This is a genomic window from Rhizobium leguminosarum (genome assembly GCF_004123835.1).
GTDB classification, from domain to species: Bacteria; Pseudomonadota; Alphaproteobacteria; order Rhizobiales; family Rhizobiaceae; genus Rhizobium; species Rhizobium leguminosarum_M.
Map to the genome: position 1 here is coordinate 1604670 of NZ_MZMU01000003.1, position 25435 is coordinate 1630104.

Below are 25435 nucleotides of genomic sequence, written 5' to 3' on the forward strand. Positions count from 1 at the left end.
CCAAAAAGATAGAGCATCTCCGTGGCTCGGAGAACAACAGAAATGCGCTATCTCACCAGCACCTGAAGAAGACCGAGACAGAGAAGCAGGAAAATGCGAGCGGAAATCGAAAACGTGGTCGATGAAACCAAGCAGGCTATCACCCTGCTGAGGAGGCATCTTTGACTGGGACCAGGCGATAAGACGGCTGGACTGGTTGAACAACAAGGCAGAGGATCCGAATCTCTGGAACGACGCTTCGGAAGCGCAGAAGCTGATGCGCGAACGCCAGCAGCTCGATGACGGCATCAACGGCGTCAAGCAGCTCGAGCAGCAGCTGAACGACAATATCGAGCTGATCGAGCTTGGCGAGGAAGAGGGCGACCAGAGCGTCGTCAAGGAAGCCGAAGACACGCTGAAGGCCTTGAAGGCCGAGGCCGGGCGCCGCCAGGTGGAAGCCATGCTCTCCGGCGAAGCAGATGGCAACGACACCTATCTCGAAGTCCATTCCGGCGCCGGCGGCACCGAAAGCCAGGACTGGGCGAACATGCTTTTGCGCATGTACACCCGCTGGGCCGAACGCCAGCGCTTCAAGGTCGAGCTTCTCGAAGTCCATGACGGCGAAGAGGCGGGCATCAAGTCCGCGACCCTGCTCGTCAAGGGCCACAATGCTTATGGCTGGCTGAAGACGGAATCGGGCGTGCACCGCCTGGTGCGCATCTCGCCCTACGACAGCAATGCGCGTCGCCACACCTCCTTCTCGTCGATCTGGGTCTATCCGGTTGTCGACGACTCGATTCAGATCGAGATCAACGAAAGCGACTGCCGCATCGATACCTATCGTTCGTCGGGCGCCGGCGGCCAGCACGTCAACACCACCGACTCGGCCGTGCGCATCACGCATATCCCGACCGGCATCGTCGTGCAGTGCCAGCAGGAGCGTTCGCAGCACAAGAACCGCGCCAAGGCCTGGGACATGCTGCGTGCCCGCATGTATGAAGCCGAATTGAAGAAGCGTGAGGACGCCGCCAGCGCCGAAGCCGCTTCCAAGACGGAGATCGGCTGGGGCCACCAGATCCGCTCCTACGTGTTGCAGCCCTATCAGATGGTCAAAGACTTGCGCACCGGCGTCGCCAGCAGCGCGCCGGACGACGTTCTCGACGGCGACCTGAACGAGTTCATGGAAGCAGCACTCGCTCACCGCATCAGCGGTGCTGCCGACGCGGTCGTCGAGGATGTCGACTGATCGGATTGACGATGGATTGAGTTAGCAAAGCCCCGGAGACGGGGCTTTTCCTTTTGTTCAAGCCATCGCGCTGATGTCGTTGTCTTGAAACAGCGCTGCCGACAGATCGGCAACCTCGTCATGAATGGCTGCGCGCTCGATGCCTGGGGGATCGGTAAAGAGTTCTGCTGCAAAGGCGAGGCCGAGCGCCGTACCCTCTGGCACGAAGACATAATGCCCAAGGCCGCCGCCGAAGATTTTAAGAGCGCTGCGCCGGAGCCGCGCATGTAGCCACGACGAACATTCTTCCGCCGGTGCCGCCCTGTCGGCGTCACCGACCAGGATAAGGGCAGGCGCATCGACAGCTTTCAAGCTTTCCTCGCCGAAGCCGAGAACGGACCGGCCCGGCGCGCAAACGAGTGCGGCCTTGATTCTGTCATCTCGGTAGGAGTTCGACATCCGGGACCACGAATCGCGAAACACATCGCTGGTGTGCAGCAATGCCGGGATATGATCGGCAAGGTCAGGAAACTCCCTTGGTCCGCGCGCGCCACCCGGCTTCATCCTCGATGGTTCGAACTGCGAGAACTGGGCGACAGCCCCAAGAAGCAGCATCACGCTATAAGCTCCGGCCGAAAATCCGGCTGCGAAGACACTGTTCGTATCGATATGGCCAGAGAGATCGCTGAGCCACTCGTCGCGGTGGTCGAGCATGTAGCTTAGGTCAGGCGCCCGCTCCCAAAGGCAGGCAAAGCCTTCAGCGCGATAGGGCTCGATGCCGGTATTGCCGTGATGGCTGACGCCGAGCGCTGCAAATCCGCGATCGACCAGGCGTCGCGCAAGCCACTCCAGTCCGGCCGCGGATCCGCCGGTGCCATGCGACAACAGAACGAGGGGATAGGGCCCGGCCTGCGGCCGGATGGGTGCATCGCGGGCGACGGCCGCCCTCTGGAACCAGCTTCTTTCCGGGACGTCGCTTTGTGCGTCATCGGCGGCGGGGTACCAGAGGGACCAACTGATCGGTCTGGGGCCGGCGGCGTCCCAGTTCGACCTTTTCTCGTCGTAGAGGACGCCGTCGCGAAAGCCCAGTTTCATCTCTTGAATGCCCTTTGAACACGTCCCAGCCGTTCAATTCGTCGCCTTCTCGACGGTGATGTCGCCGAATTCGTCGATCAGCACGGTCCAGCCATCCGGCTCCGCCGCAGGGTCGGTCTTCAGATAGACCGTGGCGAAGAGCCCCGGCTGCTTGATGATGCCGTTCGAATTCTCGGGGCGGATATCGGTCACGTAAGGCTTCAGGTCACTGAACTCCTGCAGCTCGATGGTCGAGGCGATCGCTGGGCCGGTCTCGGTCTGGGCAATCTGCTGCAGATAGACCTTCGAAGTCCTGTCCGGTTGGCGCACGGCAAAGAGCTTGTAGTAGCCGTGGCGCTGCGCGGCCTCTCCCTCGGGATTGGCAACGCTCTCGGCGCCCGTCGGCGCCCGCTCGACATCAGGTGCGTTGCCGTCGTCCTCCCAATAGCCGGTGCTGGTCGCGAAAATCACCGATGCCGGCAGGAAGACATCCTGCGCCGGCGCCGTCTCCGCTGTGACGCTCCATCCCGCAAGCAGGAGGCTGGTCATCAATATCCGTCGCATTGCCATCGTCTCAATCCTTGAACTGCTCGGCGAGAATACGGTCGGACCAGGAGCGGTCGGGATCAGAAAGAATGCGCGCCGTGACATGCTCCGACTGGGCGATGCGGATATGCAGCACCGATTTGACCTCGGTGTTGTCGGCCACCGCGTTCACCGGCCGCTTCTCCGGCTCGAGAATGTCGATATCGACGGTCACCTTGTTCGGCAGCAGAGCGCCCCTCCAGCGCCGAGGCCGGAAAGCGCTGACCGGCGTCATGGCGAGCAGCGGCGCCTCGAGCGGCAGGATCGGGCCGTGGGCGGAAAGATTATAAGCCGTCGATCCGGCAGGTGTCGCGACCATCAGTCCGTCGCAGATCAGTTCCTCCAGACGGACGCGCCCGTCCACCATGACCCTCAGATTCGCGGCTTGATAGGACTGGCGAAAAAGATAGACCTCGTTGATGGCGAGCGCCGTCGAGTTGGTGCCGTCGGCGTTGGCCGTCGTCATCTGCAATGGCCGAAAGACGTTTTCGACGGCGACGCAGATGCGCTCCTGAAGCCGGTCGGTGCGATAATCGTTCATCAGGAAGCCGACCGAGCCGCGATTCATGCCGTAAACCAGCTTGCCGGAGTTCATGGTGTTGTGCAGCGTCTGCAGCATGAAACCGTCGCCGCCGAGCGCGACGATGACGTCGGCTTCGTCGGCCGGTACGTCACCATAGATGCCAATCAACTCCTCGCGCGCGGCAAGCGCCTCCGTCGTTGGTGAGGCGAGAAAGGAAAGCGTCTGAAATGAACGGCCCATGCAATGCCCTTTATGATGCTGCCCTAGCTAAAGGATAAAGGGCTTGTGCGACAAGGACGTTTTCTATCGCGCAGCGTTTTGAGCTGCAGCCGACCTGTCCGTGCAGGCACGGATTTTCCCTTTACAGAATCACAGAATCTGCTAGTTGGGGCAATTATTGCCCTTGTAGCTCAGTTGGTAGAGCACCTGATTTGTAATCAGGGGGTCCCGGGTTCGAACCCTGGCGGGGGCACCAAATCCCCTTTTCGGTGCAAATATTTACGCGATGGCGTGAGGCGGAAACGCAATAATATGAGGCGGTTATTTTCCGCCTCCGCCTCACGAAGTCTCACGGCCGCCTCACGCATTCAAGCGGCGGAGATCAGCCAAAGAACCTCTCTCAGCCTTTCGCGGTAAAGCGCAGCCATCCTGCGGCCGAGCTCGTCGGGGCCGAGCGGGCTGTCGCCCTCGGACATTTTCTGAAAGAAAGAAGTGCAGGCTACCCGCAACGCCATTGCCTGGCCTTCGCTCAGCTTCGTGCCGTTGATCTCGATCTGCGGTTCGCCGCTCATGCGCAACTCCAACGGTTCGCCGCTCATGGCCCACTCCAATTCCAGACGCCTTGTGCGCCGCATGCCGGCGCCGGCGGCGCGAGCTCGTCGACCTCGAGCATCGGCCAGCCCCAGTTGAAGGTGTCATCGCGATCGCTGTCATTGCCGGCAGCGTCGCCGAACTCTGCAGCGCAAGCATCGCCCCGCTTTGGATCGCCGACGATCACGGTGCAGACGACGTGCGACAGCGGCAGCAGTGACGGCAAGGCGCGTTTCTCTGCCTCGAGTATCCTTGTCAGCAGAGGGAGGGCGATTGCGGCGTGCAGACACGGGGTTTCGCCTCGCGATGGATTGGAGAGGCGCGCATGAAGGTCATAGATCTCGGGGAACTTCATCGGCCGGGCGGCGGCGTGAATGGCGAGCCGTTTGCCGATGAGCCATCCGGGCGGCTTCCATCCTCGGAACTCGTAGGGCTTCGCGCCGATAGCGATCAGAGTTGCCCATGGCTGCCAGATAGTGAGGGCTTTCATCATGCTGCGCTCTCCTGGAAAGTGCGCTCGTCAGGCCAGTACTGGTCGCGCGGGCGCCAGCACCAAGGAATGACGGGACGTCGCTCATAGGTAGCGGCCATCCACCGGCCGCCGATGAAATCGATGTATTGCGGGAAACCGGCCGTCGCGCCCTCCACGCGAGCGCACGCCTCGATGACGGTGCCGTCTTGAGGTGCCGTTTCCATCGGCCGCCATGACCGGCTTTGATCCATCGTCGAGAGGATGCTGATCGTTTCCTGCAGGAGCTCGTGGGCGCTCTTCTGTCGCAGGCGCTGTTCTTCGCCCAAAAGGCTTCGCTCGGGAAACGGGACGGGCTCATGGAAGGCGATGGTCAACGCGTGGAAGAGCTCGGCCTGTGAGGACGGAACACTGCGAGCGTTCGCCAGCAGCTGCTTGGCATAGATGGATGCGAGCTTCAGCGTTCTGCGCGGATCCGGATCGACAAATTCAAGGACCGTACCGTCGTCGCGCTTCACCGGGGGCAGTCCACCGATCAAATAAAACTGCGCTAGATCGAACGCCTTCACACGTAGCCAGGTCGTCATGCGGTTTTCCTCTTCCTTCGCTCTTTGGCATGCCACTTTTCCATCTTCTCGATCGCGGCGGTGGCATCCTCCTCCTCGATCGCCATGTAGTGCTTGAGAATGTCGAAGATGGTCCGGGGGCTGTGGCCGGTGATGGCGCAGATCTCGTGGATCTCGCAGCCGGCGCGCTTCAACCAGGTGACGGCGGTGTCGCGCAGGTCCTGGTCGCGCAGATCGGCGATCGACGGCATAGTCAAGGCGGCGATCGCGCGGATATCCTCGATCTTGTGGCGGTAGTGGCTTGATGTGAATGGCCGCTTCAGGCGTTCGCAGACGACGACGTGCTCGTCATCGATGCCGAGATCCTTGCGACGGACGATCGCGGCGTCCAGGCGCTTCTGCAGCTCGCGCGCGACCGGGATCGAGACGCGGGCGCCGGTCTTCATCTGCCGGAAGTGCATGCGACGGGCTCTCACGCCCTCATAGCGCAGCTCCAGGCGGTCGCCTTGCCTCTGCCCGGTCCAGACGCCCAGCATGATCATGTCGCCAATCTCCGGCCATCCTGCGGCGTCTGCGGTGGCGACGTAATGGTCGATCTCCTCGATCGAGCCGACGCGCAGCCGCGCCGGCGGCGCTGCCATGCCGAGCCCGTGGGCGGGATTAACGACCAGGCCTCGCACGCGCCCGCGGCTGATCGCCCATTCGATGGCGATGCCGAGGATGGTCATGGCGCCATGGGCGGATGCGTGGCCGGCGAGAACGAACAGCTTGTCGTAGACCCCGAGGCAGATCGGTTTATCGAGCGCCTCTACTTCCGACGTCCAGATATCGGGGGCGTAATTCTTGAAGACGTTGCCCTTGTAGCGGTATTCGTCGACCGTCTTCTTGGCGAGCGTGCCCATATGCGGATTGAGTTTCGGCTCGAGCCAGTCGGCAAACAGCTGCTCGACTGAATAGGAACGGGTGAGCGGCACGGCCGCCGGCGTCGGCTTCTTCGCCTTGGCCTTCTTCTTCGGCTTGGCGGCCTCCTCGCGGGCGAGCTGGCGGGTGAAGGCGCGGGACCATTCCAGGCATTGCCCGGCGGTCATCCAGGCGCCGTCGTCGTTCTTCAGATCCTCGCCCTCATAGCCGCGCTCGCGCAAACCCTTCGACGGGATGAAGCGCGGGCGGCCATGGCGCCAGGTGACATAAGTGATTTTGGGATCGGTGCGGTCGGTACTCAAAACATCCTCCTGAAAACAAATCGGCCCGGCAGCTACGCAAAACACAGGCTGCCGGGCCGTCTCGTGTGCCCGGGTGAACCGGGCTGGCAGGGCCTTGCGCAAGGGGGTGAGCAAGGCCGTGCAATTTGTGGGGCAGCAACAGGGCGGCGGTCGCTGCCCCGCGCCGCCATGGAGACGCGAGACTGTGGCGGCGCCCGGCCTACCGCTTGCGCTTGCGGACGGGGAGTACCGCCGGGAAGCGCAGGCTGCAGGCCCAGAGAATGAGGGTGAAGCCGACGATCTCGCTGAGCAGGATCGCGCCGGCGATGGCGCCGAGGGGGAGATCGGTGCAGCTCATTGGATCGACCCCCCATACATGCGGCCGAGGAGCTGCGTGGTGCTGTTGAGCGTGCCGGCGGTCATCGCCGCCTCGACGATGACGCTTGCATTGGCCTGCTGGCTGGCGACCTGGCGCAGCTGCAGGGCGGCGAGATCCTCGAGGATGGCGCCGCGCTCCTTGAGCTCGGCAATCAGCCGCGTCATCAGATGATCGGTCTGGCCGGCCGACAGCTCGAGCAGCTCTATCAGGTCACGCGGTTCCATCGGATGCCCCTTTCAGCTTGGCGGCGGCGATCTGGCCGGCGGTGGTGAGCCGCAGCGATTGATGACCGACGCGGACCAGGTCGAGGCGTGCCAGCGCGTTGATGGTCCGGACGTTGAAGCGCTTGTCGCCGATCGCCCAGGTCGTGCCGCGCGGGCGATGGTGGCGGAAGAAGTCGATCGACAGCAGCGCGTCGCGCTGTGCCATGTTCAGAACCCGGCGCGGATTGGTGACGGCGGGATTGTCGGCGACGGGAGTGACGGAAGGTGTCATCGGCCGCGCCTCACTGCCTGGATGCTGATCCGGCACTGCTCGGCATGGCTGACATAGACCTCGTCAACCGTGACCTTCAGCGCCTCTGCAGCCGTCGGGAACCCGCCTTCCTTCATCATGTTGGCGGCGATCGACGAATGCGTCATGACGAGCAGACGGCTGATGCCGTGAAGGACATCGAGCCTGTCGTCGCAGCGCTGGAACTCTTCGTTCACCCACTCCTGAAACACGTCGATCCACTTCGACAAGGATCCGCGCGCAATGATCCGGACGATCGGATCGGGATGCGTGAGCGCGTCTTCTGCGCCGATGGCGCGCGGCACTTCGGTTTGGTCCGTCATGCCCGTGCCCCCGTGTTGTCGATCGCCAGGCGCGGGCCGGTGAAGGCGGCGCGGTCTGGACGGACATAGGCGAGGTGGAGCGCCTGGCGGTTGGCGAGGACTGCCTCGTCCGCCTCGGCCTTGGTTTCGGCGGCGCGCTTGCGATCGCCGTAAGTATCCAGCCAACGGCTGACGGCGGTCCGCGACCAGCGCGGGCGCCTGGCATTGCCGGGCAGGCGCGCCGGCATGCCTTCCATTTCGGTCAGCGTCCGGACCTTGCGAAGGAAATGTTCCTTCGTCAGCTCCAGCGCCGCGGCGATCTCTTCCGCGCCGACGGTGTTCTCTGCGAGTGTCATGGGTGCGTCTCCATGTGAGTGCAAATCACTACATTCACGACGCTCTCAAAAATTCATGACAAATTCAACAACTAATTCATGACGCGACATGAAAACGTGAATTTCTACTGATTAGTAGTTACTGAAATAGCAAGATCTTGGGATGAAAGCTGTGGGTAATTGCGCCCCCGCAACACAAAGACGACGCCTAGTTGATCAATCGACCAAAGCCAGTCGACGCCAAGTAGAGCAAGCCGCACCACAAGGCGGCGGTTGAGAAGAGGCCGAGCGCGCCCGCGTGATGGCGGATGCCGATACGCTCGACGAGCGTCATGAAGACCAATGGAAGGGCAAGTCGAAAGAAGAGGAGATAGGCAAGGGCGAGACCGAGGGGATAAATGAAAATCACGTACATGAATTCGACCCTCTCAGGACTAGGCCCCAATTCAGTGCGCGCCGGTCGCTGGGACTATGCCTCAGTTCAGTGCGGGCAAATCGTCAGGACTAACCCCCAGTTCAGTGCGCGCCGATTTTTGCCGTCTAGTCCTCAGTTCAGTGTGAACGTCAAGCGGCTCGACGTTCCCGGAACGAGGCGATGACGACGCCGCGCACCACGACGCGGTCGTTGTCGATCAGGTGCGGTTTCATCAGACCCTTGTCGAGGGTGGCCGCCACCAGGAAGGGATCCTCATACAGGCGGAAGATAGTCTCTGGCCGGCCGGTGCGGTCGTAGACCTGGGCGCAGACGACGTCGCCTGGCGTGGGGCGGGCATTGAGATCGACCATAAGGATATCGCCGGGCATGTAGCCGGCCGCCTCGAGGCAGCGCGAATGCAGCACCCACGGGTCGATGGCGTTGCGATCGGCCTTCAACGCTTTCACGGCGCCATCGATCGCGGTCAGCTGCTCGGCCTCGTAAGGCGCGCTTTCCACTTCGGCCAGGCCGCGAGGTTTCACGATCTTTTCACTTTGGTAGGCCGGGATCCCCGATGCCTGCTCGATCAGTGTGACCGTCTTTGGTGAGAGCTGGGCTTCGTTCGCCTGATCATTCTCGAACTTCGAGAAGGTCGCAGCATTGCGGCCCGTGCGCCTGGCGAGCTCAGCATCGTTCCAGCCCTTAACCTCTCGGATATAGGCGAGCCATTGCAGTTGTTTGCGACGAACATTTTCCACAACGAGGAACATAAGGTGGAGGCGTTCACATATGAATTTCTGAAATATCTATTGACGGATGACAGCAAATCACTTTTTTCATGAATTATGCAATGAGGAAATTTGGCTATGCACATCACATGGAAGACGGTTGATGAGTGGCGGGAGGAGCGCGGCATGGAAAAGGCCGAGCTTGCGCGCCGGGCCAATGTGTCCGAGCGGACCATCTACAACGGCCTGTCGAAGAACAGCCGGCTGCAACCGAGCACCAAGTCGAACATCCGTTCGATCTTCCCCGACAAGTTCGACGATCGCGGCGAGGTGCGCCAATGAGCGCGAGCAAGAACCTCTTGGATCGGCTGATCCAGATCATCGAGGAGAAGACGGACGCGGTGCCGCCGCTCAAGAAGGAATGGGATAGCGACGATCATCGTCGCTATCACGCCGCCGCCGAGCGCATCCTCGAGGAGCTCGTCGCGGAAGAGGCGGCGACTGTCGGCACCCGGTTCGACGGCACGTCGCTGAAGATGGCCGGCATCAAGACCAGCTCGACGAGTGGCGCATGGGGCGCGCTCGCCAACTGGAAGAACGCCGCTCAGCGTCGCATCGACGAGGGCAGGGCGCTATGAGCCATCCCCGTTTCGACGTCCTGGCGAGCCTTCATTTCACCTGGGAGGGCGACGATCTCGGGGCCCCCGTGTCGCATCACATTGCGATCGCCCGGGCACCGTCTCCCACCAAGGACGCGCTTTCTCTCGGCTGGCTCGAGGGCGAGCTCGTCGCTGACGGGCACAGCTTGAAAGGCGATCTCCGATTGACGGACGTCGGCCGCGAGCAGCTCCTGGCATTCCGACAGGGATGGTCGCCGCTATGAGCTCGCTCGCCCTCCATGTTGCCGACAAGCCGCCGGGGGATCCGGCCGAGCTGACCGGCTTCTATACCGCCTTGCTAGCCATCCTTAACGCCGAGGCTCGCGAACGCCACGGCTGGGAGGGTTCTGTGATCGCCAATCTCGGCGTGTTGGACGGTTATGTCTTCGTTGAAATCCGGCCCGGCGAGGCCTTTGCCACGATCGACGAGCTGCGCGCTTTCCGCAAACGGCAGATCGAAGAGGAAAAGCGCGCGGAAGAGCCGCCAAAACAATCGAGGTTGATCTGATGAGCGATATCAATCTGGAGATCGGGACCGCGCCCGAGCTCGCCTTCATCGACAAGAAGCTGATCCGCGTCGACGCGAGCTATCAGCGGCCGCTGAAAGAGCGGCGTGTCAAGCAGATCCTGCGGGATTTCAGCTGGAAACAGTTCGGCACGCTGATGCTCGTCGACCAGGGCGACGGCACCTTTACCGTCTATGACGGGCAACATCGCCATGCGGCGGCCTGCCGGCATCCCGGCGTTGCCGAAGTGCCGGCGGCGATCGTCACCCTCGACCAGGCTTTTGAGGAGGCGCAGAGCTTCCTCGGCGTCAACATCAACCGCTCGGCGATCTCGACGGTCGAAAAATACTGGGCCGGCATCGAGGCCGGCGATGAAAAGATGATGCGGATCTGCAGCGTGCTCGAGGAGGCGGGCTGCGAAGTCGTGCCGCCCGGTACAAAATCACCAGGGCCGAGACGCACGAGCTCGATCTCGGCGATCGAGCGGGCGATCGACCGCTACGGCGACCAGGCGGTGACCGACGCCTGCAGGACGATTGTCACGGCGTGGCCGAAGGACAATGTGGCGCTTGCCGGCGTCATCATCCAGGCGCTTGCCCGGCTCTACAAGAACAATCTCAGTATCGTCGACCAGGACCGCATGGCGACGAAGCTTCACGGCAAGGATCGAAAGATCCTCTCGGCCGATGCTTCGGCGCTGCAACGGATCGGCGGCGGCGACGCGGCTGTGTCGCTCGCGAAGGTGCTGGTCGAGATCTACAACAAGGGCCTGCAGTCCAATCAGATCCAGATTGGAGCGCGGTCATGAGCATCGACCGCATCTTCGACAACATGCCCGATCGGATAAAGGTGCTGCCGCGCAATGATCGCGGCTTTCCCATTCCCTATTTCGCCGCCGAAATCGACGGCAAGCGTGACTTCCGCATCGTCTCGCCGGACAAGATGGCGCATGCGGTGCGCAATGACCTCTGCTGGGTCTGCGGCGTTCGCCTCGGAAAATACAAGGCTTTCGTCATCGGGCCAATGTGCGGCATCAACCGGACGATCGCGGATCCGCCATCGCATCGGGAGTGCGCAATATTCTCGGCGCTCAACTGCCCATTCCTCAGCTCGCCGCTGGCAAAGCGCCGGGCGAGCGACATGCCGGAAGGCGCCGGCGATGCGGCCGGCTTCGCGCTGAAGCGCAACCCGGGCGTGACCGGCGTCTGGCTCACCCACAGCTACAGGCCTTTCCGGCCGCATGCCGGCAAGAAGGGCATTCTGTTTTCGATCGGCGAGCCGCTCGAGGTGCTGTGGTTTGCCGCCGGCCGCCCCGCTACCCGTGATGAGGTGCAGCGCTCCGTAGAGACGGGCTTGCCCGCCATCGAGGAGATCGGCCGCGTCGACGGCGAGGCCGGCGTCGCCGAGCTCGAACGCCGCGTCGCCGCTTTCCAGCATCTCCTGCCGGCGGGATCGCCGACAGACCTCTGACTTTCACCATTGCCGAACATGTATTGCGTACGGCCACCCTCTGGATGGCACATGCTCGACGTTGCAGAACTAGACCGATTGATCACTCCATCCGGCTTTTCCGAAGGCTCGATCGAGCGCGGCGCCGGTCTTTCGAATGCCTACCTCTACAAGATCCGCAAGGGTCACAAGCCGCTGACGCGCATGGTGCTGACCAGGGTGCGGCTGGCGATCGCGCGGATCCGCCGCGGCGAAACCAATGTCAACGAAGTGCTGTCATCGGGCAGCTACCGGCTTGCCGTCGCCTATGTCGCGATGGTGCTCGAGATGCAGCCCGAGGCGATCCTCGCGGCCGATCCGGCGCGCCGGGCGACCGCCGATCGCGAATGGATGCGGCTGGCGCGCGCCAGGCGCTGGGCCGTCTACATCGCAAACCAGTATTTGAACGTGCCGCAGGCCGAGCTCGCCCGGGCGGCGCGAATGAGCAAGGCCGCCGTCTCGATCGCCATGAACGGCGTCGAAGACGAGCGCGGCGATCCCATTCTCGAAAAGCTGCTGGCAGCCGTCGAGGAGGCCTTTTCTTCATGATGCGCCAGGACGACACCGGACTGATCAAGCAGGGGCTGAAGGACAAGATCGAGGATCTTTGCCGCCGGCTGCTGCCGGATGGCGTCCGGCGTGGTCGGTTCTGGGTCGCCAACAACCCCGTGACGATGGACGCGCCGAAGAGCCCGGAATTCAAGGTCGCGCTCGATCGCGATCACGGCGCCTGGATCGACTGGCGCAGCGGTGAAAAGGGCGACGTGTTCGGCCTGGTCGAATATTGCATGAGGTGCGACTTCAAAGAGGCGATCGCCTGGTCGCGTGATTTTCTCGGTATGCGCCAGATGAGCCGCGAGCAGCTGCACGACATGCAGCGGCGCACGGTGACCGCCAAGAAGGAAAGCGACGACAAGGCCGAGGAAGTCAGGCTGAAGCGCCTGCAGAAGGCCGAACGCATGTTTATGGCCGGCATGCTTGATGGCGCCGGCTCGGCGGCCGAGGCCTATGCGCGGGCCTATTTCGCGGCGCGCAAAATTCCGCTCGAGCGGATCCCGAACCGCGATCTTGCCACCTTCCGTTTCTCGGCCGAGACGGAATTCTGGCCGCGGGCGAAATGGGACAATTCGGGCGGCCGGCATATCAAGGCGCAGGCCGGGCCGGGCTTTCCCTGCATTCATTCCGCCATGCGGGCGCCGACCGGGCAGCTGGTCGCGGTGCATCTGACATTCCTGTCGCCGCTCGGGCCGAAGAAGCTGCCGGTTTCCAAGGATGAGAATGCCAAGCTGATGTTCGGCGAGGCGAAGGGCGCGGTCATCCGGATCTCGCACGGTCCCGAGGGCGAACCGCCGGAAACGGCCGTCCGCCCGCACCCCGTCATCATCGGCGAAGGCATCGAGACGACGACGTCGGTGGCGATCGAGGCGCCCGAGGCGCGCGCCTGGGCCGCCGGCAGCCTGTCGAACATGGCGAACGCGCCGCTTTGGCTGCCCTGCATCTCCTCGGCGATCGTGCTGAAGGATCACTTCAAGAGCAAGACGACGGAAAAGCAGTTCGACCAGGTGCTCGAGCACTTGGCGCGGCACGGCAAACCGGTGGGCGTGATCGAAAGCATCGCCGGGAATGATTTTAACGATTTGGCACAAGAGGAAGAGTGATGAGCAACGAAGCTTGGGGTGACGGCGACGATGGCCCGAATTGGAAAGACGATGCGATCGAAAACGGCTGGTGGGATCCGGACGATGTTTCGCAGGCCTTCAAAGACATCTTCCTCGAGCGTGATCGGCAGGTCGCCGAGGAAGGGTTCACTGCCGAGCAAGACGATCTGAACACGAGGGGAGAGATGGCCCTCGCAGCAGCCTGCTACGCCGTGCACGGGTGCAACGGGCATCCCGTTTACTCTGACGGCAAAGGTTCGTTGATCCGCTCGGTTTGGCCTTGGGGCGCTATGTGGTGGAAGCCGAAGGACCGCCGGCGTGACCTTGTGCGCGCTGCCGCGCTGATCGTTGCCGAGATTGAACGGCTTGACCGCGCCGCTGTTCCGGAGGGCCGGGTCGATGGCTGATCGTGCTTATCTCGAACGCCTGGCGCGCGATCTGACTGACAAGGGCAAGCTGATCGAAGCCGGATGGGTCAGCTTGCGAATAGCCGCTGTGCCGCTCGACGCGTCGCCAACACAACTGGAAGAGATGCGGAACGCATTCTTTGCCGGCGCGCATCACCTCTTCAGCAGCATCATGACGATCCTCGAACCCGACGCCGAGCCGACCGAAAAGGACCTCGATCGCATGTCGCTGATCGACGCCGAACTGCGGGCATTCATCCAAGCCTTTGAACTCAAGCACTTTCCAGCAAAGGGGCGAGCATGAGTGAGCAGGGCGACAATCTCGGCCGCGACCAGCTGCGCGCCTTCGTCGAGCGCATCGAGTTCGTCGAGGGCGAAATCAAGGATCTGAACGACGACAAGAAGGACATTTACGGCGAGGCCCGCGCCATGGGCTACGACGTGAAGATCCTCAAGAAAGTCATCCAACTTCGACGCAAGGACGCCGACCAGCGGGCGGAAGAGGACGCGATCCTCGACACCTACCTGCATGCGCTCGGCATGATCGAAGAACCGCCGGAAGGCTAACCGAAGGAGACGAGCATGACCAGGCGCAAAGGAAAGAGCAGGACCAATGAGAAAGTCACGACAACTGCAGGATCGGAAACTGGCGCAGAGACGGCGGCACCTGCAGCTGCAGCGCCTCAAGATGGTGCGGGAAGCGCGGGCCACCTGGCCGGCGCAGATCCGGCGGGCAACGGAAGCCCAGCGAGCCGAGATGGCCAACACCAAACGGCAGTGGATGGCGCGGGCAAGCCGCTGGAAATCGCCGGCGCTGGAACAACTGGCGGCAAAGATGGGGAGGTTGTGACCGATGGCCAAGGGCGGACGGATGAAAGTGGTTTGGCCCCGGGGCAAACATCTGAAGCCGGCGCCGGCGGGAAAGGATCTGCAGGCGATACCGGAACAAAGGGTCCGGCAGATGGTGAACGTGATCCCGCCTCGAGCACCGATGGCGCAGCCAACGACGGCGACGGATCCGCGGATGGCGCCGGCGCCGGCGCCGATGACGGCGGCCAGGCTGCGGGAGATGCTGGCATCGATGCCGCCGGCGCCGGAACCGGAACCTCTGCTGCTGACGCGGGAGGAGGTGGAGACGCTGCGGGAGCTGTTGCCTCCGGACCCGACGCCGGATCCGGCGAGGCTGACGTTTCGGGGGCTGCCGGTGACGATCATCGAGGGCAACCCAACGCCGGCGACGAGGGAGCTGTTGAGCCGGATGCTCCGGAGCCGGAAGGATATGATGCCGTGATTTTCACGGCCGAGCGGGCGGTCTATTGGGCCTTCGATTACCTGACGGAAATGTTCCCGCTCGAGCAGGACGAAGTCGAGCGCATGCAGGACCTGGCCGGCAACGCCCGGGGATCCGGCGTCGAGATGGCAAAGCTGCTGCGGCAGATCGGCCGCGATCGCGCGACGCCCGAGGTGCTGATGCAGCAGCTCAAGCTTCTCAAGCACCGCGAGACGGCGACCGCCACCCGGGCCGAGCTGATGCTCGTCCGGATCTTCTCGACCGTCGTCGCCGAGCTCGACCAGTTCGAAAAGGATTGGGCGGCCGAACAGGAGGCGGCGAAACCGAAGCCGGAAGCGCCGCCCTTGCCGATCGAGGAGACGACATATCGCGCCGTCGACGAGCCGATGGATGGCTTTTGATGGCGCGGCTGCTGGGATGGATCGGGATCGACCTCGACGGCACTCTCGCTCACTACGACGGATGGAAGGGGATCGGCCACATCGGCGATCCCGTGCCGGCAATGGCAGCGAGGGTGCTGCAATGGCAGGCGGAAGGGCAGGCGATGAAGATCTTCACCGCTCGCGTCAGCGGGCCCGATCCAGAGCGCCGGATGGTGATTAGAACCATCCACAACTGGCTGCATCACCACGGCCTGCCGCTCCTCGAGGTGACGAATGTGAAGGACTTCGCGATGGTCGAGCTTTGGGACGATCGCGCAGTCCAGGTGCAGATGAATACCGGACGCCGAGTTGATGAAGTCGTGGTGTTCGCGTCGCCGCCTGTAATCCCGCCGGCGGAAACAGCAGGAGAAGAACATGCAGGAAGTTAGCACGCAAGAATTCATCCAGATGGCGCAACGCTGCGCCGCGGAGATCAAGGATCTTCGTAACCTCGTCGGGCGGCTGAGCCCAAAAGCTGATGCTTACGATGCGATCTGCACCATTCTCGGTCTGTTGCCGCAGCGCAGCCAGGGAATGAGCGATGACCTCATGTGGAGGATCGAAAAGCGCATCCGCGAACTTCAAGAGCCGCCGGCAATTCCGCCGGCGGAAACCGCAGGAGAAGAACATGCGAACGATTGACGACCACAAGGTCAATCCAGCCAACGACACGCTGACGATATCGGTCCTCGACGGGCTCGGTCGACGAACGTCAGCGCCGGCGACGGCGTGGTCCAGAATGCCGCGACCTCGACCGTTATCTATTTCCAGAATGGCCCGATCAACGAAGTCGGGGTTAACGGCCTGACGCACGAAGTTCTGCTAGCGATCGTCGCCGATCGGCTTCGCTCTTTCCAGGCAGGACCGTATTCCTGCAAGGAAAATGCCTGTGCGCTGACGAAGATCGAAGAAGCGCAGCATTGGCTGCAGAGCCGGACGCTTGCCCGCATGCGTCGCGGTGTCGAAGGCACCCACACGAAGTAAACAATACCCGCCGCGCTGAAACCGGCGCGGCGGCCGCATTCTCAAGCATTGCAGGGCGCACGTGGCAAAGAAAACGAAAATACAGGGCGGCAGTCTCGCCATCCGCGCTATCGTCGAGGACGGGCTCGACGAGATCCAGGCAGCGGCAACACCGGTCAACGATCCCAACCCCTCACTCACCCGCGACGGCATCAAGCCAGGTCAGTGGGAAGGCGCGCCCTGGGACCGCATGCCACCCGGCTGCCCCTTCGAGGTGCTCGGCCAGGCCGGCGACGTCATCTATGTCAGGACCGCCACCTATCACCTGATGGAGGTCAAGGCGATCGACCTGCAGGCGATCATGCGCATGTGCGCGCCCTTTCCCAATTATGCGCTCTGGGCCTGGCCGGGTTTCGGCACGATCAAGGATCCGGAGACAGGCGACGAAGCTGTCAAGGTCAAGCGCCTCGAGCGCGACAAGGCCGCCACCTGCATCATCAGCGAGGCGGCTAGGCGCGGCACATTCGACGTCCAGCAGAGCGTGCGCGGCCGCGGCGGCTGGCGGGCGGCCGAGGAATTCATCTGGCATTCCGGCGAAAAGCTGTGGACCGTCGAATATCGCGTCGCCAAGAACAACAAGGCCGAAGATTTCAAGCTGGTCAGCCGGCCGCCGGTACAGCACGACGGCAAGCTCTATGCCAAGGCGGCCGAGACGCTCGCGCCCTGGCGCAAGCCGATCGGCGTTGACGACACGCCGGCGCAGAAGATCCTGCAGCATCTGACCACCTGGCAGTGGGAGCGGCCGTGGCTCGATCCGCTCATCATGCTGGGCTTTATCGGCGTCGGCTTCCTCGGCGGCGCATTGCGCAAGCGGCCGATCGTCGGACTGACCGGCGGCCGCGGCCGAGGCAAGTCGACGCTGATCGATTATGTCGAGACGATCTTCGGACCCCTGATCTATTCGACCAAGAACACGACGGCCGCCGGCATCTATCAGAACATGGGGCAGGACAGCCGGCCGGTGCTGATAGACGAATTCGAAGCCAAGGCGGGATCATATAAAGAGCAAGGCATCATCGAGCTCGCGCGCCACTCCTATGATGGCAGCAAGCTCTATCGCGGCTCGAGCGATCATGACGGCGTGCAGTTCCAGATGTATTCGGCGTTCCTGCTGTCTGCCATCAACCTGCCGCCGCTCTCGCAGCAGGACCGCAGCCGCATGGCGATCCTGCACCTCAATCCCCTGCAGGCGACCGGGCCCGAGCCCGTCATCCAGGAGGAGTGGGGCCGCATGCTGCTGCGCCAGCTGATGGATGGCTGGCACGAGCTGCAGCACCATCTCTTGCCCGCCTGGGCGACCCTCCTGCACGAGGCCGGCTACGACGCTCGAGCGATCGACACCTATGGCACGCTGCTCGCCGTCGCCGAGCTCCTGGTCGGAAAATACGGCATGGCCGATATCGGCTTCGAGGCCGGCGATCGCCAATGGACGATCGACGCGCTGCGCGCCGCGACGGCCGTCGAGCTCGAGGAGCAGGTAGAGAAGTGGCAGGACGTCATGGAACAGCTGCTGTCGACCTCGATAGATCAATGGAAGGCCGGCGAGCGGCATACGGTCGGCAAGATCCTCGAGCTCTACGAACACCAGGCGATGAGCATCGACGAGGCGAGGGCGAGCCTGGCCGTGGTCGGCCTCGGTCTCCGGCCTGCCGGCGAACCGTCGAAAGGCTTCTGCCTGGCGGTGCCGCACTCCTCGCCGCAGCTGACGAAGATCTTCGAGCAGACGGACTATTTCAAGGGTGGCTGGAGCAACGTGCTCAAGCAGGCGCCGGCCGACATCGTGCTGCGCGGCCTCGACGATCGATACAAGACGATGAAGATCAACCGGCAGAATAAGAAGTGCCTGCTGGTCGACATGCTCGCCTATGACAGGGCAACAACACCGGTTGCCGAATAGACACGCTTCATAAAAGCCTTGATAGAACGGCGAGCATAGGCCGCTTCTGAAAGTATAGTGATTGACTCATTAGGTCATTCGTGGCGACAACTGTTTTGGGAATAGGTCCTCAAACCTTGTTTTGGTGAGAGGACCGCCCGATGCCCAAATCTCAGAATGAAATCCACTTCCAGTTCTTCGGCATGAAGCTCTCGGCGATCGGTCTGATCCCCGTGCTGATCTCGGCCGTCATCATCCTAGTGTTCATGCTGATCTGGGCCTTCAAGTGATCCCGCACCCCTCGATCCCCGGCCCAAATCGCCGCGCACTTAACTCTTTTCCCCCGCCCCTAGGGGAGAAAAGTGGAGCTCGCGCCGCGCCGAAACAGGCTCGCGGATCAAGGCGACACGCCAAGCGCCATAAAGTGCCCGCTCGCTACGAGAGGGCAGAGCGAATGAGGCGCGAGCACTTAACACAGCGAGGCATCGTGGCAGTCTTGCGGCGTGGCGATCGTCTGCCGCGTCGGGTCCGGGTGGCTACCACCGGCTACCGAGCGGCTACCAAAGGCGGTAGCCGCGATAAATCAACGAAATCAGGGATTTGCACCATGCGGCTACCGAGCTACCGGACGATAAGAGGTTTCTCACGCGCGCGCGCATATGTGAGACCATTCATTTCATGGTAGCTTGGTAGCTGAGAGGATTATAGTCCTGTAAAGATTGAAGATTTGCGGCTACCGCATAGGTAGCCGAGCGGTAGCCGGGGTAGCCGGAATAAACAAATCGGGTGAAATGCGATGGCCGACCAGGAAGGCGAGAATTCGGGGCTCTTTGAGACACGCACACCGCCGGAAAATTCCGAGCGCGCGGCGAAGGTCGGCGCGACCAGGGCGGCGATCGAGGCCGACATGACGGACCTGGCGGCCGCGCTCGCCCAGGGCGACGAACCCGAGCAGCAATCCTTGTTGCTCGACGAGATGGACGCTCAACACAGCCTCTTCGCCGGCCCCGTGAAACATGTCGCGTCAACACTCGAGAACGCCCAGCGGGCGCGGGGGAGGCCGAAGGGTAGCCAGAACAAGGCCACCCGCACCTTCGGCGAGACGCTGATGCGGATGGGCTTCAAGCATCCCGGCCTCAACCTCGCCGCCCTGGCGAACGCGGATCCCGTCGAGCTGGCAAAGGAACTGTCTGTCGACCAGCTGAAGGACGGCATCATCTGGCGGGTCGGCTGCAGCCCCGAGCAGGCGATGCAGATGATCATCAAGGCGAACGCCGAGCTGCTGCCCTACTTCGAGAGCAAGAAGACGCAGCCGATCGACCCGGGCGAGGCGCGCGCCATGGGCGTCATGGTGATCGGCGTCATGCCATCCGATCCCGCGGGGCAGGCCAAGACGATCGATCTGACCCGCTTCGACCAGTCCGAATGATATCAATAGCTTAGCCGTGAGGCGCTAGGCGCATCCCGCCTCACGGCACCTAAGCCTTTGATATTGCTGCATCAGACCCTTATCCAAAATTAGTGGCACGGTTTCCAGCTGGGCCTCGCGCGCGTGGGAAACCGGCTGGCCACCTCGGCCGGCAGAGGGGGTGCCCTCGCGGGCGTGCAGGCGCGCGCGGCGGGCCGGCCTTGAAAACCCGCAGCAGGCCCCCCCGTACGGGGGTCGCCAGACACACACACCTGGCCATTCGGCCGGTGCCCGACTGAACCCCCCTCGGCCGAAATTACCTTGGACCTCTGGAAGCGGGCACGGGCGCGCGGGTTCTGGGTTTTCGAAAGGGTTTCGGGTCTTGGGTATCGAAGTCACTCACTACGAGCCGCCAGGGCCGATCGGCGAGGCGTTCATCAACTCGCGCGGCCCCATCGATGCGATCATGGGTCCAGGCGGTTCGGGAAAGACCGTCGGGTCGGTGATCAAGGGACCGAAGCACGCGGCGCAGTACATGCCTGTCTGCAAGGATGGATGGGTGCGCGTCAAGACGCTATGCGTTCGCGACACCTATCGCAGCTTCGCCAGGACGGCGCTGGCGAGCTGGTACAACATGTTTCCGATCAAGCATGCCTGGACCGTCAGCCATGAAGGCGGCCAGGATCGGCCCGTCGTCCATAAGATGCGCTGGGAGGCTTATCGCGGTCGCGACCTGATCAAGGTCGAATACATCATGGAAACCGGCGCGATCGGCGACAACGACCTCGAGGCCTTCGCCAAGGGCTATGAAATCTCCATGGCTTGGGGGAACGAATACGACCTGATGCCGGCGAACACGCTGCCGGTGTTCTTCCAGCGCTGCGGCCGTTATCCGCCGATGGATCAGATCGCGCCTTCCGAGCTCGAGCGCGTGTCTCGAGACGGCCGGGCGGCGATGGCGGCGATGGGCCTGCAGGTCGACGAAAACGAGCCGGTGCTGCCGCGCATCGTGTGGGGCGACATGAACCCGCCGCCGAGCCTCGAGCATCCCGCTTACCTGCAGCCGTTCGGCGAAAGCTCAAAGCCCGGGTCGATTGTCCATAACTTTACGCCGGGATGGAACGGGTTCTGGCAGCCCGGTGGATTGTCACCGAATGCCGAGAACCGGAAGGGCAAGCCGCGATCGTCGTATGAGCTCGAGGCGGCGACGACGACAGACAAGCGCCTGGTCAAACGGATGGTGCACTCGATACCAGCCAACGTCGGCGCCGGCGATCCGGTCTATGACGAATTCAACCGCTCGATACATGTGGCCGACCAACCGCTCGAGCCGCTGCCTGGCGTGCCGCTATCGACGGGTATCGACGCCGGCGGATCGCCTGCCGGCATTGTTGGGCAATTTCTGCCGAACGGGCAGCTGCGCCTGCTGGCCGAGCATTGCGCCAAGCCGGGAACCGGAGCGGCGCGCTTCTCGATCCAATTCCATGAACTGCTGATCGAGCGGTTTCGAGGTTTCGCCTTCCTCGAGGCGTTCGGCGATCCGGCGGCGTTCATGGGTGCGGACACGGAAAACGGCGAGCTCTCGTGGATGCAGACGGTGGGAAAAGCCCTGTCGCTGAGCATTCTGCCGACGGAAAGCAACGAGCCCAGCCTGCGCCAGGATGCCGTGCGCTGGTATCTCTCCGGCCTGATCGATGGAGCAACGCCGAGGATCCTGATCGATCCGCGCTGCAAGAAGATCATCGGCGGCTTCGAGGCCCACTACATGCTGACGAAGAACGCCTCGATCGGGGCGACCAACAAGGCCGAGGTGGTCAAGAACGAATATTCACACCCGCACGACGCCCTGCAGTATCTGTGCCTCGGCCATCGAGGCGCTGCCGGCGTCATGGCCGCGTCCGCCAATCTCGGCCGTGGCGACAACGTGATGAGCCTGCAGCACCTTCGCGATCTGCGCGACGGGCGAAATCAGCAACAACAGCGACCGGGAGAATTCGACGTATGGAACGTCTGACGCTGCAGACGCCGGTCAGTTGGACGGACTGCCTCGATATGGGGGGCTCGCGTGCGTACACGCGTAAGGCCATGCTGATGATGAAGTCGATCGGCGACAGCATGTCGATCTCGGCCGCCGGCGAGCTGCTCGCCGTCGCCTTCCTCGTGCCCGATCGCCAGGGTCGCCTCGAGCTCGCCATGGCGGTCAAGCCCGAGGCAGCGCCCCGCATGCTTTCACTCTGCCGGTTGGCTCACTTAACGCTTGGCCGTTTCGCCGAGACTGGCAGCGTGATCATCTGCCATGTGGCAGTCGGCAACCGGGCAGGCGAGCGCATGGCGCGGCTCACCGGCTTCTCCCACGCGGATGACACGCTCTGGATCTTCAAAGGGGGCGGCCATGGGAAAAGTTGTGCAGGGACTGTTCGGCGGCGGCGACAACGGCGCCAAGAAGGCGGCAGCCGAAAGCCGGCAGCTGCAGCAGGTGGCGAACGATCGCCAGCTCGCCAGCCTGCAGACTGAAGACAAGGCGGTTGCCGCGACCAGGCGGGCGCCCCGCGGCCGGCGACTATTCGAGGACGGGCCGGACAGTGCCGCCGAGGTGCTCGGCTGATGGCGGACATCGATATCGTCGCGCACAAACGGCAGAGCGAACGGCTCTGGACGCTGCGCACGCCCTGGAATGCGATCTACCAGGAAGCCTATGATTTCGCGGTGCCGATGCGCCGCCCGGGCGGGCAAGGCCAGCGCAAAAACGCGCCCGATCGCCTTTTCGACATGACCGCGCCAATGAGCGCGATGTATTTCGCCGGTAGCCTGCAGCGGGATCTATTCCCGGCGGGGCAACCGGCCTTCGTACTTGAGACCGGCCCGATCGCGGCGATGCTGCTCGGCGCGGAACGAACGAAGGCATTCGACCGCGAGCTCGGGCAGATCTCGTCGCTGATCCACCCCTTCTTCCTGGCCGGCGATTGGGACACGGCGGTGCATGAAGCCTGCATCGATCTTTCCGTCGGCACCGCCTGCATCCTGCCGGTGAAGGGCACTCGCGAAAACCCGGTGATGTTCTGCTGCATTCCCTTCGACCAGGTGGCGATCGGCGTCGATGCCTATGGCCGGGTCATCCGCGTTTCGTGGAAACAGATGCTCGAATACGAGCAGCTGATCGCCGCTTTTCCGCAAGGCAACTTTCCGGACGAGATCAAGGAAAAGGCGAAGACTAGCCCTGGCACGGAAATCGAGCTTGTGCAGGACTTCTGGGCGGATCCTTCGGGGTCCGGCTGGCACTTCGGCGCCTATTGCCAGAAAAGCACCGAATTTATCGTCAAAGAGCGATATCGAACCCAGCCGATCGCCGTGCCGCGTTATTACCGCGTCCCTGGCGAGGCCTATGGCCGCGGCGTGGTTTTGACGGCGCTGCCGACGATCAAGACCTTGAACAAGGCGCAGGAGTTGGCGCTGAAGTCGGCGGCAATCCAGATGCTCGGCATCTGGGGTTATCGCGCCGGCGGCACCTTCAATCCGAATACGGTGCGCCTCGCACCGGGTGAATTCTGGGGGATGCAGTCGACGGGCGGCATGCTCGGCCCCGATGTGCAGCGCCTCGATCCGGCAAACGGGCGCCTCGACGTCGCCAAGATGGTGACGGGCGACCTGCAGACGCAGATCAAGCAGGCGATGTTCGACAACCGCCTGCCGGAATATTCCGGCACGCCGCGGTCGGCCTCCGAGATGGCCGGCCGCTTGCAGCAGAAAGCCAACATCCATATCGGTGCGTTCGGTCGCCTGGTCAACGAAGTCATGCCGGTGGTCGTGCCGCGCGTCGCGGAGATACTGGCAGATTTCGGGATCTTGCCACAGCAGGTCAACATCGACGACTTGATGGTGGCGGTGAAGGTGCGCTCGCCGATGGCGGCGGCGCTGAATGCCGATCGGCTGGCGGCGATCGCCAATTACCATGACATCGTGCTGGCCTTCGCGGGACCGGAAGCGAAGGATCTCTATCTCAGCCAAGAGCGCACGCTCGACCAGGTGGCGAAGGGCCTGCAGATCGATCCAGATCTAATCCCGAGCCCTGACGAGAAAAAGAAAGTGCTCAACGACATGCAGGTCCGCCAGCAGCAGCAGCTCGCGATGATGTTTGCGGCAAAGGCCGCTGAGAAAGCCCCTGAAGTGATCGGCAATGCGGCCAATGCCGAGATGAAGCAGGCAGCCTGATGAGCGGTCCCTTTATCGCGCCGCGCGCCGGTCAGCCTCTCGACCTGCTCGAGCAATCGGCCGCCGGCGGCGGCTGGGAAAGCCTCGAGCAGCTGATCGCGCCCGTCATCGGCGGCGAGTTGCAGCCGTCCGATCGGGTCGCGAAATTCCTCTATGCCCTCCACCAGCACGGTGACGGCCGCGAGCTCGTCGAGTGGCTGATGGACATCACCATGCGCCTGCCCTGGCGGGTCACGGGAAAGACCATGGAGGAAACCGCCATCCTCGCCATCAACCGGCAGGCGATCGCCGGCGTCGGCGAGGTCATCCTGAAAGTGATCGCCAAAGGCAAAGAGCTCGCGGACGCCGAGCGAAACCAGAATGGAGCTGGAGCATGAAAACATTTCTCGATCGACTTGTGATGAATACCGAAGGCGGGGGCGGTGGCGCACCACCGCCGGCCGCTGCCTCGGCACCCCCACCGGCCGCGGCTCCTCCCGCTGCAGCCGAAAGCGCCGCGCCGCCTCCATCGGCCGCGGCGGCTCCTCCGGCAGGCGGTGCGGCGGTCCCGCCTGCCGGAGATCTCTACAAGCCGGCTGGCCTGGCCGATCACTATCTCGGCGCCAGCAACAATGAGACGATCGACAAGATGGCAAAGGCGCTCGACGGGTACCGCGCCCGGGATGCCGCCAACAATGTGCCGGACAAGATCGAGGCCTATAGCGATTTCGGCTCGAGCCTGCCGCCCGAGATCGCGCCGCATGTCGAGACGCTGAAGGGCGACCCGCTCTATGCGCGAATGGCGGAATTCGCGCTCGAGCATAAGCTGCCGGCACCCGTCTATCAGGGCCTCGTGAAAAACTTCCTGGCCGTCAGCCAGGAGATGGGTCTGCTCGAGCCGCCGGTCGACGCTGCGGCAGAAAAGGCTGCATTGGTCCCGGAGACCGCCCGTCACCTGCCGCCGGCCGAACAGACGGTCGCTCGCGAAAAGCGGATGAATGAGAACAACGCATTCATCGATGCGGCAGTGAAAGCGGACCCGACCAAGGAAGGCGGCATCGACAAGGATACGGCCGAATTCGCCAAGGCGATGTTGGGCGATACCGCGCGGGGTCATCAGTTCATCGAATGGGTGAAGTCGATCGCCGGCGGCGGCCCGCAGCAGGTCTACATGGGCGGCAATGCACCGAACGCCGGCGATCCAAAAGCCGAACTGAGGGCACGTGAAGCCCTGCCGGAGAACACTTGGGGGCATCAGAAATTCGATAAGGCCTCCTACGATCAGCTGCAGGCGGACTACAAGAAAATTTACGGCAACTGATGCGCATTTAACGGCTCCCGCCCGATGGCAGGCTTTCACCTGCATACCGGACGGGAGCGACCTGGACGATGCGTCGGCTATCC

41 protein-coding genes and 1 tRNA gene are annotated in these 25435 nt (G+C 62.9%); 27 read left to right on the forward strand and 15 right to left on the reverse strand.

Features of this window, described 5'->3' with window-relative positions; all coding sequences use genetic code 11:
- Nucleotides 1-93: 93 nt before the first annotated feature.
- Nucleotides 94-1225, forward strand: a protein-coding gene (gene prfB, locus B5P46_RS11750; RefSeq protein WP_128404385.1) for a peptide chain release factor 2 whose coding sequence is annotated in 2 segments (ribosomal slippage) — nucleotides 94-162 and nucleotides 164-1225 — 1131 coding nt in all. Because the reading frame shifts where the segments join, the coding sequence is not laid out codon by codon here.
- A 57-nt stretch (nucleotides 1226-1282) separates the two neighbouring features.
- On the opposite strand, the gene B5P46_RS11755 is transcribed toward prfB, so the two are convergent.
- The 3 genes from B5P46_RS11755 to B5P46_RS11765 are packed head-to-tail and all read right to left on the reverse strand — an operon-like array spanning nucleotide 1283 to nucleotide 3626.
- Complete coding sequence (locus tag B5P46_RS11755) at nucleotides 1283-2299, reverse strand: alpha/beta hydrolase family protein (protein WP_129418776.1); 1017 nt, start codon at nucleotides 2297-2299, stop codon at nucleotides 1283-1285.
- A 33-nt stretch (nucleotides 2300-2332) separates the two neighbouring features.
- Nucleotides 2333-2848, reverse strand: a complete 516-nt coding sequence (locus tag B5P46_RS11760) for a hypothetical protein (protein WP_129418777.1) — start codon at nucleotides 2846-2848, stop codon at nucleotides 2333-2335.
- 4 nt (nucleotides 2849-2852) lie between these two features.
- Nucleotides 2853-3626 carry an NAD kinase gene (locus B5P46_RS11765; protein ID WP_025394132.1) on the reverse strand — a complete coding sequence of 258 codons (774 nt, stop codon included), beginning with the start codon at nucleotides 3624-3626 and terminating at the stop codon, nucleotides 2853-2855.
- Nucleotides 3627-3785: 159 nt separating this feature from the next.
- On the opposite strand from B5P46_RS11765, the gene B5P46_RS11770 reads away from it, so the two are divergent.
- Nucleotides 3786-3861: transfer RNA gene (locus tag B5P46_RS11770), tRNA-Thr, on the forward strand.
- A 112-nt stretch (nucleotides 3862-3973) separates the two neighbouring features.
- On the opposite strand, the gene B5P46_RS11775 is transcribed toward B5P46_RS11770, so the two are convergent.
- From B5P46_RS11775 to B5P46_RS11820, 11 genes are all read right to left on the reverse strand, one after another.
- The gene (locus tag B5P46_RS11775) at nucleotides 3974-4204 is read right to left on the reverse strand and encodes a hypothetical protein (RefSeq protein ID WP_129418778.1); all 231 of its coding nucleotides are present in this window, start codon (nucleotides 4202-4204) and stop codon (nucleotides 3974-3976) included.
- Entirely contained in the window at nucleotides 4201-4689 is a 489-nt protein-coding gene (locus B5P46_RS11780) for a hypothetical protein (protein WP_129418779.1), read from the reverse strand. Before B5P46_RS11780 ends, B5P46_RS11775 begins: the two co-directional genes overlap by 4 nt.
- Nucleotides 4686-5252: a hypothetical protein gene (locus B5P46_RS11785; RefSeq protein WP_129418780.1), complete on the reverse strand. Its 567-nt coding sequence runs from the start codon at nucleotides 5250-5252 to the stop codon at nucleotides 4686-4688. Before B5P46_RS11785 ends, B5P46_RS11780 begins: the two co-directional genes overlap by 4 nt.
- Nucleotides 5249-6454, reverse strand: coding sequence for a tyrosine-type recombinase/integrase (locus B5P46_RS11790; protein WP_129418781.1), 1206 nt, complete (start codon nucleotides 6452-6454; stop codon nucleotides 5249-5251). The genes B5P46_RS11785 and B5P46_RS11790 overlap by 4 nt, the downstream gene beginning before the upstream one ends.
- Nucleotides 6455-6653: 199 nt before the next feature.
- Nucleotides 6654-6791, reverse strand: coding sequence for a hypothetical protein (locus B5P46_RS34380; protein WP_164986472.1), 138 nt, complete (start codon nucleotides 6789-6791; stop codon nucleotides 6654-6656).
- Nucleotides 6788-7036 carry a hypothetical protein gene (locus B5P46_RS11795; RefSeq protein ID WP_129418782.1) on the reverse strand — a complete coding sequence of 83 codons (249 nt, stop codon included), beginning with the start codon at nucleotides 7034-7036 and terminating at the stop codon, nucleotides 6788-6790. Before B5P46_RS11795 ends, B5P46_RS34380 begins: the two co-directional genes overlap by 4 nt.
- The gene (locus B5P46_RS11800) at nucleotides 7023-7307 is read right to left on the reverse strand and encodes a hypothetical protein (RefSeq protein WP_129418783.1); all 285 of its coding nucleotides are present in this window, start codon (nucleotides 7305-7307) and stop codon (nucleotides 7023-7025) included. Before B5P46_RS11800 ends, B5P46_RS11795 begins: the two co-directional genes overlap by 14 nt.
- Complete coding sequence (locus B5P46_RS11805; protein ID WP_129418784.1) at nucleotides 7304-7648, reverse strand: hypothetical protein; 345 nt, start codon at nucleotides 7646-7648, stop codon at nucleotides 7304-7306. The genes B5P46_RS11800 and B5P46_RS11805 overlap by 4 nt, the downstream gene beginning before the upstream one ends.
- Entirely contained in the window at nucleotides 7645-7983 is a 339-nt protein-coding gene (locus B5P46_RS11810) for a hypothetical protein (protein WP_129418785.1), read from the reverse strand. The genes B5P46_RS11805 and B5P46_RS11810 overlap by 4 nt, the downstream gene beginning before the upstream one ends.
- Nucleotides 7984-8170: 187 nt before the next feature.
- Entirely contained in the window at nucleotides 8171-8377 is a 207-nt protein-coding gene (locus B5P46_RS11815; RefSeq protein WP_129418786.1) for a hypothetical protein, read from the reverse strand.
- Between the two features lie 149 nt (nucleotides 8378-8526).
- Nucleotides 8527-9147: a hypothetical protein gene (locus B5P46_RS11820; protein WP_129418787.1), complete on the reverse strand. Its 621-nt coding sequence runs from the start codon at nucleotides 9145-9147 to the stop codon at nucleotides 8527-8529.
- Nucleotides 9148-9243: 96 nt separating this feature from the next.
- On the opposite strand from B5P46_RS11820, the gene B5P46_RS11825 reads away from it, so the two are divergent.
- The 21 genes from B5P46_RS11825 to B5P46_RS11915 all read left to right on the forward strand — a co-directional run bounded on the left by B5P46_RS11825 (nucleotide 9244) and on the right by B5P46_RS11915 (nucleotide 21857).
- Complete coding sequence (locus B5P46_RS11825; protein ID WP_129418788.1) at nucleotides 9244-9447, forward strand: helix-turn-helix domain-containing protein; 204 nt, start codon at nucleotides 9244-9246, stop codon at nucleotides 9445-9447.
- Entirely contained in the window at nucleotides 9444-9743 is a 300-nt protein-coding gene (locus B5P46_RS11830) for a hypothetical protein (RefSeq protein ID WP_129418789.1), read from the forward strand. Before B5P46_RS11825 ends, B5P46_RS11830 begins: the two co-directional genes overlap by 4 nt.
- Nucleotides 9740-9988 (forward strand): hypothetical protein, encoded by a 249-nt coding sequence (locus B5P46_RS11835; protein ID WP_129418790.1) that lies wholly within the window; start codon nucleotides 9740-9742, stop codon nucleotides 9986-9988. Before B5P46_RS11830 ends, B5P46_RS11835 begins: the two co-directional genes overlap by 4 nt.
- On the forward strand, nucleotides 9985-10272 hold the full coding sequence (locus B5P46_RS11840; protein ID WP_129418791.1) for a hypothetical protein: 288 nt from the start codon (nucleotides 9985-9987) through the stop codon (nucleotides 10270-10272). Before B5P46_RS11835 ends, B5P46_RS11840 begins: the two co-directional genes overlap by 4 nt.
- Nucleotides 10272-11078: a DUF6551 family protein gene (locus B5P46_RS11845; RefSeq protein WP_129418792.1), complete on the forward strand. Its 807-nt coding sequence runs from the start codon at nucleotides 10272-10274 to the stop codon at nucleotides 11076-11078. The genes B5P46_RS11840 and B5P46_RS11845 overlap by 1 nt, the downstream gene beginning before the upstream one ends.
- The gene (locus tag B5P46_RS11850) at nucleotides 11075-11740 is read left to right on the forward strand and encodes a hypothetical protein (protein WP_129418793.1); all 666 of its coding nucleotides are present in this window, start codon (nucleotides 11075-11077) and stop codon (nucleotides 11738-11740) included. Before B5P46_RS11845 ends, B5P46_RS11850 begins: the two co-directional genes overlap by 4 nt.
- Nucleotides 11741-11791: 51 nt before the next feature.
- On the forward strand, nucleotides 11792-12307 hold the full coding sequence (locus tag B5P46_RS34385) for a hypothetical protein (RefSeq protein WP_164986473.1): 516 nt from the start codon (nucleotides 11792-11794) through the stop codon (nucleotides 12305-12307).
- Nucleotides 12304-13416 carry a DUF7146 domain-containing protein gene (locus B5P46_RS11855; protein WP_164986474.1) on the forward strand — a complete coding sequence of 371 codons (1113 nt, stop codon included), beginning with the start codon at nucleotides 12304-12306 and terminating at the stop codon, nucleotides 13414-13416. Before B5P46_RS34385 ends, B5P46_RS11855 begins: the two co-directional genes overlap by 4 nt.
- Nucleotides 13416-13823 (forward strand): hypothetical protein, encoded by a 408-nt coding sequence (locus B5P46_RS11860; RefSeq protein ID WP_129418795.1) that lies wholly within the window; start codon nucleotides 13416-13418, stop codon nucleotides 13821-13823. The genes B5P46_RS11855 and B5P46_RS11860 overlap by 1 nt, the downstream gene beginning before the upstream one ends.
- On the forward strand, nucleotides 13783-14127 hold the full coding sequence (locus tag B5P46_RS11865; protein WP_129418796.1) for a hypothetical protein: 345 nt from the start codon (nucleotides 13783-13785) through the stop codon (nucleotides 14125-14127). The genes B5P46_RS11860 and B5P46_RS11865 overlap by 41 nt, the downstream gene beginning before the upstream one ends.
- The gene (locus B5P46_RS11870; protein ID WP_129418797.1) at nucleotides 14124-14390 is read left to right on the forward strand and encodes a DUF2312 domain-containing protein; all 267 of its coding nucleotides are present in this window, start codon (nucleotides 14124-14126) and stop codon (nucleotides 14388-14390) included. The genes B5P46_RS11865 and B5P46_RS11870 overlap by 4 nt, the downstream gene beginning before the upstream one ends.
- Nucleotides 14391-14436: 46 nt before the next feature.
- On the forward strand, nucleotides 14437-14673 hold the full coding sequence (locus B5P46_RS11875) for a hypothetical protein (protein ID WP_129418798.1): 237 nt from the start codon (nucleotides 14437-14439) through the stop codon (nucleotides 14671-14673).
- 3 nt (nucleotides 14674-14676) lie between these two features.
- Nucleotides 14677-15114, forward strand: a complete 438-nt coding sequence (locus tag B5P46_RS11880) for a hypothetical protein (protein WP_129418799.1) — start codon at nucleotides 14677-14679, stop codon at nucleotides 15112-15114.
- Entirely contained in the window at nucleotides 15111-15515 is a 405-nt protein-coding gene (locus B5P46_RS11885) for a hypothetical protein (protein ID WP_129418800.1), read from the forward strand. Before B5P46_RS11880 ends, B5P46_RS11885 begins: the two co-directional genes overlap by 4 nt.
- Nucleotides 15515-15925: a hypothetical protein gene (locus B5P46_RS11890; RefSeq protein WP_206735332.1), complete on the forward strand. Its 411-nt coding sequence runs from the start codon at nucleotides 15515-15517 to the stop codon at nucleotides 15923-15925. The genes B5P46_RS11885 and B5P46_RS11890 overlap by 1 nt, the downstream gene beginning before the upstream one ends.
- Nucleotides 15912-16178 carry a hypothetical protein gene (locus tag B5P46_RS11895; protein ID WP_129418801.1) on the forward strand — a complete coding sequence of 89 codons (267 nt, stop codon included), beginning with the start codon at nucleotides 15912-15914 and terminating at the stop codon, nucleotides 16176-16178. Before B5P46_RS11890 ends, B5P46_RS11895 begins: the two co-directional genes overlap by 14 nt.
- An 87-nt stretch (nucleotides 16179-16265) precedes the next feature.
- Nucleotides 16266-16520 (forward strand): hypothetical protein, encoded by a 255-nt coding sequence (locus tag B5P46_RS11900; RefSeq protein WP_129418802.1) that lies wholly within the window; start codon nucleotides 16266-16268, stop codon nucleotides 16518-16520.
- 61 nt (nucleotides 16521-16581) lie between these two features.
- The gene (locus B5P46_RS11905) at nucleotides 16582-18456 is read left to right on the forward strand and encodes a hypothetical protein (protein WP_129418803.1); all 1875 of its coding nucleotides are present in this window, start codon (nucleotides 16582-16584) and stop codon (nucleotides 18454-18456) included.
- 140 nt (nucleotides 18457-18596) lie between these two features.
- Nucleotides 18597-18725, forward strand: a complete 129-nt coding sequence (locus B5P46_RS35270) for a hypothetical protein (RefSeq protein ID WP_258719884.1) — start codon at nucleotides 18597-18599, stop codon at nucleotides 18723-18725.
- A 506-nt stretch (nucleotides 18726-19231) separates the two neighbouring features.
- Nucleotides 19232-19864: a hypothetical protein gene (locus tag B5P46_RS11910; RefSeq protein ID WP_129418804.1), complete on the forward strand. Its 633-nt coding sequence runs from the start codon at nucleotides 19232-19234 to the stop codon at nucleotides 19862-19864.
- A 361-nt stretch (nucleotides 19865-20225) separates the two neighbouring features.
- Nucleotides 20226-21857, forward strand: coding sequence for a hypothetical protein (locus B5P46_RS11915; protein WP_129418805.1), 1632 nt, complete (start codon nucleotides 20226-20228; stop codon nucleotides 21855-21857).
- Between the two features lie 236 nt (nucleotides 21858-22093).
- Here the strand turns inward: B5P46_RS11915 and B5P46_RS34390 are convergent, their stop codons facing one another.
- Nucleotides 22094-22237 carry a hypothetical protein gene (locus tag B5P46_RS34390; protein WP_164986475.1) on the reverse strand — a complete coding sequence of 48 codons (144 nt, stop codon included), beginning with the start codon at nucleotides 22235-22237 and terminating at the stop codon, nucleotides 22094-22096.
- Here B5P46_RS34390 and B5P46_RS11920 point away from each other — a divergent pair.
- Genes B5P46_RS11920 through B5P46_RS11935 form a run of 4 tightly spaced genes read left to right on the forward strand, consistent with a single transcriptional unit; the run spans nucleotide 22236 to nucleotide 25352 of the window.
- Nucleotides 22236-22448: a hypothetical protein gene (locus tag B5P46_RS11920; RefSeq protein ID WP_129418806.1), complete on the forward strand. Its 213-nt coding sequence runs from the start codon at nucleotides 22236-22238 to the stop codon at nucleotides 22446-22448. The two genes, B5P46_RS34390 and B5P46_RS11920, sit on opposite strands and share 2 nt — an antisense overlap.
- Nucleotides 22448-24052: a portal protein gene (locus B5P46_RS11925; RefSeq protein ID WP_129418807.1), complete on the forward strand. Its 1605-nt coding sequence runs from the start codon at nucleotides 22448-22450 to the stop codon at nucleotides 24050-24052. The genes B5P46_RS11920 and B5P46_RS11925 overlap by 1 nt, the downstream gene beginning before the upstream one ends.
- Nucleotides 24052-24429, forward strand: a complete 378-nt coding sequence (locus tag B5P46_RS11930) for a hypothetical protein (protein ID WP_129418808.1) — start codon at nucleotides 24052-24054, stop codon at nucleotides 24427-24429. The genes B5P46_RS11925 and B5P46_RS11930 overlap by 1 nt, the downstream gene beginning before the upstream one ends.
- A complete protein-coding gene (locus tag B5P46_RS11935) occupies nucleotides 24426-25352 on the forward strand; it encodes a hypothetical protein (RefSeq protein WP_129418809.1) in 927 nt (308 codons plus the stop codon). The genes B5P46_RS11930 and B5P46_RS11935 overlap by 4 nt, the downstream gene beginning before the upstream one ends.
- The last annotated feature ends 83 nt before the right edge of the window (nucleotides 25353-25435 follow it).